Annotated in this window: 10 protein-coding genes; all 10 read left to right on the forward strand. The window is 61.4% G+C overall.

What is annotated here, in order from left to right:
- Positions 1-2 precede the first annotated feature (2 nt).
- On the forward strand, positions 3-422 hold the full coding sequence (gene flgC, locus EO99_RS0115730) for a flagellar basal body rod protein FlgC (protein ID WP_029619583.1): 420 nt from the start codon (positions 3-5) through the stop codon (positions 420-422).
- Positions 419-748, forward strand: a complete 330-nt coding sequence (locus EO99_RS0115735; RefSeq protein ID WP_029619584.1) for a flagellar hook-basal body complex protein FliE — start codon at positions 419-421, stop codon at positions 746-748. The genes flgC and EO99_RS0115735 overlap by 4 nt, the downstream gene beginning before the upstream one ends.
- 19 nt (positions 749-767) lie before the next feature.
- Positions 768-1556: a flagellar basal-body rod protein FlgG gene (gene flgG / locus EO99_RS0115740; RefSeq protein ID WP_029619585.1), complete on the forward strand. Its 789-nt coding sequence runs from the start codon at positions 768-770 to the stop codon at positions 1554-1556.
- A gap of 18 nt (positions 1557-1574) precedes the next feature.
- Positions 1575-2057, forward strand: coding sequence for a flagellar basal body P-ring formation chaperone FlgA (flgA, locus tag EO99_RS0115745; protein WP_029619586.1), 483 nt, complete (start codon positions 1575-1577; stop codon positions 2055-2057).
- Positions 2054-3178: a flagellar basal body P-ring protein FlgI gene (locus EO99_RS0115750; protein ID WP_029619587.1), complete on the forward strand. Its 1125-nt coding sequence runs from the start codon at positions 2054-2056 to the stop codon at positions 3176-3178. Before flgA ends, EO99_RS0115750 begins: the two co-directional genes overlap by 4 nt.
- Positions 3175-3717, forward strand: coding sequence for a MotE family protein (locus tag EO99_RS0115755; RefSeq protein ID WP_029619588.1), 543 nt, complete (start codon positions 3175-3177; stop codon positions 3715-3717). Before EO99_RS0115750 ends, EO99_RS0115755 begins: the two co-directional genes overlap by 4 nt.
- Positions 3714-4433, forward strand: coding sequence for a flagellar basal body L-ring protein FlgH (flgH, locus tag EO99_RS0115760; RefSeq protein ID WP_029619589.1), 720 nt, complete (start codon positions 3714-3716; stop codon positions 4431-4433). The genes EO99_RS0115755 and flgH overlap by 4 nt, the downstream gene beginning before the upstream one ends.
- Positions 4434-4461: 28 nt before the next feature.
- The gene (locus EO99_RS0115765; RefSeq protein ID WP_029619590.1) at positions 4462-4971 is read left to right on the forward strand and encodes a flagellar basal body-associated FliL family protein; all 510 of its coding nucleotides are present in this window, start codon (positions 4462-4464) and stop codon (positions 4969-4971) included.
- A gap of 109 nt (positions 4972-5080) precedes the next feature.
- Entirely contained in the window at positions 5081-5818 is a 738-nt protein-coding gene (gene fliP, locus EO99_RS0115770) for a flagellar type III secretion system pore protein FliP (RefSeq protein WP_029619591.1), read from the forward strand.
- A 215-nt stretch (positions 5819-6033) separates the two neighbouring features.
- Positions 6034-6700 (forward strand): flagellin N-terminal helical domain-containing protein (locus EO99_RS0115775; protein WP_029619592.1); only part of this gene is annotated, 667 nt, incomplete at its 3' end.

Here is a 6700-nt window from a genome sequence, read left to right on the forward strand (position 1 = left end):
CAATGGATCCGCTTTCAGCCTCTTTGAAGATCGCGGGATCGGGCCTCGAAGCCCAGTCCACCCGTCTTCGCATCGTTTCCGAAAACATCGCCAACGCTCGCTCGACCGGCGACACGCCCGGCGCCGACCCCTATCGCCGCAAGACGATCACCTTCGGCGCGGAGATGGACCGGGCCGCGGAAGTCGAGCTCGTGCGGATACAGAAACTCGGCACCGACGATTCCGACTTCGTCGAGGAATACGATCCGAACCATCCCGCTGCCGACGATCGCGGCATGGTGAAGCTGCCGAACGTCAACATGCTGATCGAAATGGCCGACATGCGTGAGGCCAACCGGACCTACGAAGCAAACCTGCAGACCATCAAACAGACTCGCGAGCTGATTGCCTCGACGATCGACCTTCTGAAGAGCGGACAATGATCGACAACATCACCAAAGTAAGCTCCCTGTCGTCCACACGCGGCCTGGAATCGCTGGTTGAAAGCGGATCGTCCACGCAGGGCACGGCCACATCGGTCGAAAACCCCGGCATGAACTTCGCGAGCGTCCTCGGCAGCATGGCGACCGATTCCGTCAACAGCCTGAAGCATGCGGAAGCCAAGTCCTTCGAAGGCATCCAGGGCAAGGCCGATACCCGGGAAGTGGTGGATGCGGTGCTGCAGGCCCAGCAGTCGTTGAACACCGCCATCGCCTTTCGCGACAAGATCGTGAACGCCTACCTCGAAATCACCAAGATGTCGATTTGATCGACCGGGAGACCAGGACATGAGAGCGCTTTCAGTCGCCGCAACGGGCATGGATGCACAGCAGACCAATCTCGAGGTCATTGCCAACAACATCGCCAATATCAACACCACGGGCTACAAGCGCGCCCGTGCCGAATTCTCCGACCTTCTCTACCAGACCGAGCGGGCGCAGGGCGTGCCGAACCGCGCCAACCAGGCCATCGTGCCCGAAGGCGCCAACATCGGTCTCGGCGTGCAGACCGCTGCCGTCCGCAACATCCATACCCAGGGCGAGCTGACGCATACGGAAAACAGTCTCGACCTTGCACTCGTCGGTCGCGGCTGGTTCCAGATCGAAGCTCCGGACGGCACCACGATGTATTCCCGTGCCGGTGCATTCAACACGAACGCCGAAGGCCAGCTGGTCACGATCGACGGCTATGCGGTCGTGCCGAACATCGTCATTCCGCCGGACGTCAGCGAAACGATCATCAGCCGCACCGGTCAGGTGAACGTTCGCGTCGGCAATGCGGCCGAGTTCCAGGAAGTCGGCCAGCTGACGATTGCAAATTTCGTCAACGAGGCGGGTCTGCAGCCGCTCGGCGACAACCTCTTTGCCCAGACGCCCGCATCCGGCGAGCCGATCGTCGCCGTGCCGGAAGATCCGGGCTTCGGATACATCAAGCAGGGCTACCTCGAGGCGTCGAACGTCGATGCCGTGAAGGAGATCACGGACCTCATCTCGGCGCAGCGCGCCTATGAGATGAACTCCAAGGTCATCACCACGGCAGACGAAATGGCGTCCATCGTCAGCAAGAACCTGAAGTAAAAGCGGGAGCAGGCAGACATGACGTTTCGCCGGATGAAATGGATTGCTCGGGCGGCCGTGGCCACACTGGCCATGGCGTTGACTTTGGGCATTGCAGCGCCTGCCGCGGCCGAAATGGGCACGGCTGTCATTCCCAAGCAGATCATCTATCCCGGCGAGGAAATCTCGGCTGGCGTCGTCGAAGAAGTCGAGGTCACCAACCCGAAGCTTGCGGGCGAATATGCTCGCAGCATCAACGAAGTCACGGGCATGGTCAGCACGCGCACCCTGCTGCCAGGCCGGACGATCCTGCTCTCCGGCCTGCGTGCACCCTATGCCGTTCGCCGCGGCTCTTCCGTGCGGCTGGGTTTCAACATTGGCAGCATGACGATTTCGGCGGCCGGTACACCGCTTCAGGACGCCTCCATCGGCGACATCGTGCGGGTCCGCAACAATGACTCCGGCATCATCGTCAGCGGCACCGTCATGGCGGACGGAACAATACAGGTGATGTCACGATGAAGTTCCTCCGTTCCATCGGTGCCCTGGTGCTTGTCGCCGCCACCGTCTTCGCCGGCAGCTTTCTGCCGGCCTATGCGGATGCCGCACGTATCAAGGACATCGCCTCCCTCCAGGCCGGTCGCGACAACCAGCTGATCGGCTACGGTCTCGTCGTCGGCCTGCAGGGTTCAGGCGACAGCCTGCGGAGCTCTCCGTTCACCGAGCAGTCGATGCGCGCGATGCTTCAGAACCTCGGCATCTCGACGCAAGGCAGCCAGTCCAACGCCAAGAACCTTGCGGCCGTCATGGTGACGGCCACTCTGCCGCCCTTTGCAAGCCCCGGCAGCCGGATCGACGTCAATGTCAGCTCGCTCGGCGACGCCACCTCGCTTCGGGGCGGCACGCTTGTGATGACTTCGCTGTCGGGTGCCGACGGACAGATCTATGCCGTCGCCCAGGGTGCGGTGATCGTGTCGGGCTTCACGGCCCAGGGACAGGCGGCCACCTTGACGGAGGGCATCACCACGTCCGGCCGTGTTCCCAATGGCGCCATCATCGAGCGCGAGTTGCCATCCCACTTCAAGGATTCGGTCAATCTCGTCCTGCAGCTGCGCAACGCCGATTTTTCCACGGCAGTCCGCATGGCGGATGCCGTCAACACGTTTGCCGGCCAGCGTTATGGCGGCCCGATCGCGGAAGCTCGTGACAGCCAGGAAGTGATTGTCCAGAAGCCGAAGGTCGCCGATCTCACCCGCCTGATGGCGGAGATCGAGAACCTCGTCGTCGAGACCGATACACCCGCCAAGGTCGTCATCAATGAACGCACCGGAACGATCGTCATCGGCGCCGATGTCAAGGTATCCCGCGTCGCCGTCAGCTACGGGACGCTGACGGTGCAAGTGACCGAAACGCCCCAGATCGTTCAGCCGGAGCCGTTCTCACGCGGAGTCACCGCCGTCCAGCCCGAAACCGACATCATGGCGATGAAGGAAGGCGGTCCGGTGGCTATTGTCGAAGGACCGGACCTTCGCACTCTCGTCGCCGGTCTCAACAACATCGGCGTCAAACCCGACGGCATCATCGCAATCCTCCAGGGCATCAAGTCTGCCGGCGCCCTGCAAGCGGAGCTCGTGCTGCAATGACCAGAGCATCCTCGTCCATCACCGTGACCGTTTCCAAGGGACTGATCCGCAAGCTGCTGTCATTGAGCGCCATCGTCATGCTCGTGCCGCAGGTCAGCGCGCAGGAGCCGGCGGCGGTATCCGCGACGTCCCCGGAGAGCGAGATCCAGCAGTTTTGCACCAATATCGCCGATGCCGCGCGTGACCAGCGCTACCTGCTGCAGAAGCAGGAGCTTGAAAAGCTGCAGGTGGACGTGGACCAGCGCATCTCGGTGCTGGAAAGCCGCAAGGCCGAATATGAGGACTGGCTGGCGCGTCGCAACGATTTTCTGGTGCGGGCGGAAGCCGGTCTCGTGGATATCTTCAAGACCATGAAGGCGGATGCTGCTGCGCCGCAACTCGAAGAAATGAACCTGGAAGTGGCGGCGGCTATCATCATGAAGCTACCCGCGCGGCAATCCGGTCTCGTACTCAGTGAAATGGACCCGCAGAAGGCCGGCATGATCGCAACGATCATCTCCAGCGCTTCCGATCCCAATACTTCGAAAGAACCCTCATGACGAAGCGCCTACCAGCCCTTATGGCCGTTCTCCTGCTGACTGGATGCCAAAGCCAGACGATCAGGGAGATCGGCAACGCGCCGTCCATGAGCCCGATCGGCAGCGGCCTGCAATATGCCTCGGCCCCCCAGATGTCCTCCTATCCGAAGCAGCCACGCCAGATGTCCAATGGCTATTCGCTCTGGTCCGACTCTCAGGCCGCGCTCTTCAAGGATGCACGCGCCTTGAACGTCGGGGACATCCTGACCGTTAACATTCAGATCAACGACCGCGCGTCGTTCGATAATGAGACAGAGCGCAAACGCACCAATGGTACGAGCCTGACCTGGGGCGCGAATGTCACGAACTTCCTGGGCTTCAGCACCGATACCGGCACAAGTGGTGACCTGGGGACGGATTCCAGCACCGACTCGTCCGGCAAGGGAACGACCGAACGGTCCGAGAAGCTGCAGCTGCTCGTAGCTGCGGTCGTCACCGGCATCCTCGAGAACGGCAACCTGTTGATCAGCGGCTCGCAGGAGGTCCGGGTGAACCACGAGATCCGCATCCTCAACGTCGCCGGTATCGTGCGTCCCCAGGACGTGGATGCCGACAACACCATCTCCTACGAACGCATCGCCGAAGCGCGCATTTCCTACGGCGGCCGCGGTCGTCTGACGGAAATTCAGCAGCCGCCGGTGGGCCAGCAGGTGGTCGACCTCTTCTCGCCTTTCTGAGGCGGAGGAGCGTAAACGGGACAAGACAATGGACGATACGCAAGGCACTGAAGGTTCAGCCAAGAAGAAGTCTCCGATGATGCTGATCGCCGGCGTTGCGGTCCTGACGCTGATCGGCGGCGGCGGCGGCTGGGTTCTCGGCGGCATGATCGCGCCGGCTGCTCCGGTCGAGGAGCATGCGGCCGCCGAGGGCCAGGCCGGCGACCACGGCGAGGGCAAGGAGGAGGAGGGCATCCCGAAGATCGCCACCGAGGCGAACGGCGTGGTGCTTCTCGATCCGATCACGACGAACCTTGCCTACCCGTCGGACAGCTGGATCCGGCTGGAGGTGGCACTGGCCTTCAAGGGGCCTGCCGAACTGCCGCTGGCCGAGGAAATCCACCAGGATATCCTTGCATACATGCGCACCGTCTCCCTGCAGCAGATCGAAGGGCCGCGCGGGTTTCAGTATCTTCGCGACGATATTAAGGAACGGGTCGACCTGCGTTCCCAGGGCAAGGTTTCCAAGGTCATGTTCAGGACCATGGTCATCGAATAAGGTCGGAGGCGGCGCCGTCTCCCGATAACAGGGGATGATTGGCGGCGCTTGTTGACCCGTGGATGCAAGGGTGAGATCGAAGGGTGATGTTCAGAACCCTTGTGATCGCATGATTCGGCTGATCTTCCTTGTTTTCGCCCTGATGGCAGCTCCTGGCCTTGCTCTTGCGCAGCAGTCGCCGGCGGATCTCCTGAACATACCCGTCGACGGCTCCGCAGCCGCATGGATCATCCGCACCTTCGGCCTTCTCACCGTCCTCTCGGTTGCCCCCGGCATCCTGATCATGGTGACGAGCTTTCCGCGCTTCATCATTGCGTTCTCGATCCTGCGGTCCGGCATGGGCCTTGGCACGGCGCCCTCCAACCTCGTGCTGATCTCGATGGCCCTGTTCATGACCTTCTACGTCATGGCACCGACGTTCGACCGCGCCTGGAACGAAGGCGTGCAGCCGCTGCTCGAGAACCAGATCGACGAGGCCGAGGCGGTCCAGCGCATCGCCGAGCCTTTCCGCGGCTTCATGAGCGTCAACACCCGCGACAAGGACCTGTCCCTGTTCGTCGACCTGGCCGAAGAACGAGGCCAGAGCGTCGGTACGCCCGAAGCGATCGATTACCGCGTCCTGATCCCTGCCTTCATGCTGTCCGAGATCCGCCGCGGCTTCGAGATCGGCTTCCTGATCATCCTGCCGTTCCTGGTGATCGACATGATCGTGGCCGCCATCACCATGGCCATGGGCATGATGATGCTGCCGCCGACCTCGATCTCGCTGCCGTTCAAGATCCTGTTCTTCGTGCTGATCGATGGCTGGAACCTGCTGGTCGGCAGCCTCGTGCGATCCTTCTCGTAGTTAACCAATCGCGTTAGCGATGTCTTTACCAAGCCCCTCGGCGACCCCGCCGATTTAAGAAGTTGGCAAGGAATGGCTGCCAGTTTTGTCCTCACACGACGGGTTTGGTAGCCAAGATGCGGCACCGAGTGGCATGAAGCCGAGCTGTACGTGACCGGAAGGGGAAACCAAGCCGGTATGTCCCCCATCAGTATTTTGTCAAAGGGACAAACATTATGTCGAGCATTCTCACAAACACCAACGCCATGGCGGCTCTCTCCACCCTGCGTTCGATTTCTTCCGGCATGGAAGACACCCAAGCCCGGATCTCCTCCGGTCTGCGCGTCGGCTCCGCTTCCGACAACGCCGCCTACTGGTCGATCGCAACGACCATGCGTTCGGACAACATGGCGCTTTCGGCGGTCTCCGACGCTCTCGGCCTCGGCGCGGCCAAGGTTGATACCGCATATGCCGGTATGGATTCGGCCATCGAAGTCGTCAAGGAAATCAAGGCCAAGCTTGTTGCCGCGACTGAGGACGGCATCGACAAGGCCAAGGTCCAGGAAGAAATCACGCAGCTTAAGGAACAGCTGACCTCGATCGCTCAGGCAGCATCCTTCTCGGGTGAAAACTGGTTGCAGTCGGACCTTGGTACTGCCACCACGAAAACTGTTGTCGCCTCCTTCGTCCGCGGCGACGACGGTAGCGTTTCGGTCAAGAAGGTGAACTACGCGCTGGATGGCAGCAACGTCCTGTTCGACACCTCCGGTGCCAACGGCGGCATCCTGGACAAGGTCTACGACGTTTCCGCAAAGAGCGTGACGCTTTCCGTCAACACCGACGGTGTGGCTGAGCAGGTTACCGTAGAAGCGTTCTCTGTTGATGACCTGATCGCTCAGGACG

This window comes from Pseudorhizobium marinum (assembly GCF_000705355.1).
Classification (GTDB): Bacteria; Pseudomonadota; Alphaproteobacteria; order Rhizobiales; family Rhizobiaceae; genus Neorhizobium; species Neorhizobium pelagicum.

Coding starts and splice junctions, on each gene's coding strand:
- EO99_RS0115750 (WP_029619587.1), top strand. CDS start 2,054: ATGAAGTTCCTCCGTTCCATCGGTGCCCTGGTGCTTGTCGCCGCCACC.
- EO99_RS0115755 (WP_029619588.1), top strand. CDS start 3,175: ATGACCAGAGCATCCTCGTCCATCACCGTGACCGTTTCCAAGGGACTG.
- flgA (WP_029619586.1), top strand. CDS start 1,575: ATGACGTTTCGCCGGATGAAATGGATTGCTCGGGCGGCCGTGGCCACA.
- EO99_RS0115735 (WP_029619584.1), top strand. CDS start 419: ATGATCGACAACATCACCAAAGTAAGCTCCCTGTCGTCCACACGCGGC.
- EO99_RS0115765 (WP_029619590.1), top strand. CDS start 4,462: ATGGACGATACGCAAGGCACTGAAGGTTCAGCCAAGAAGAAGTCTCCG.
- flgG (WP_029619585.1), top strand. CDS start 768: ATGAGAGCGCTTTCAGTCGCCGCAACGGGCATGGATGCACAGCAGACC.
- fliP (WP_029619591.1), top strand. CDS start 5,081: ATGATTCGGCTGATCTTCCTTGTTTTCGCCCTGATGGCAGCTCCTGGC.
- flgH (WP_029619589.1), top strand. CDS start 3,714: ATGACGAAGCGCCTACCAGCCCTTATGGCCGTTCTCCTGCTGACTGGA.
- flgC (WP_029619583.1), top strand. CDS start 3: ATGGATCCGCTTTCAGCCTCTTTGAAGATCGCGGGATCGGGCCTCGAA.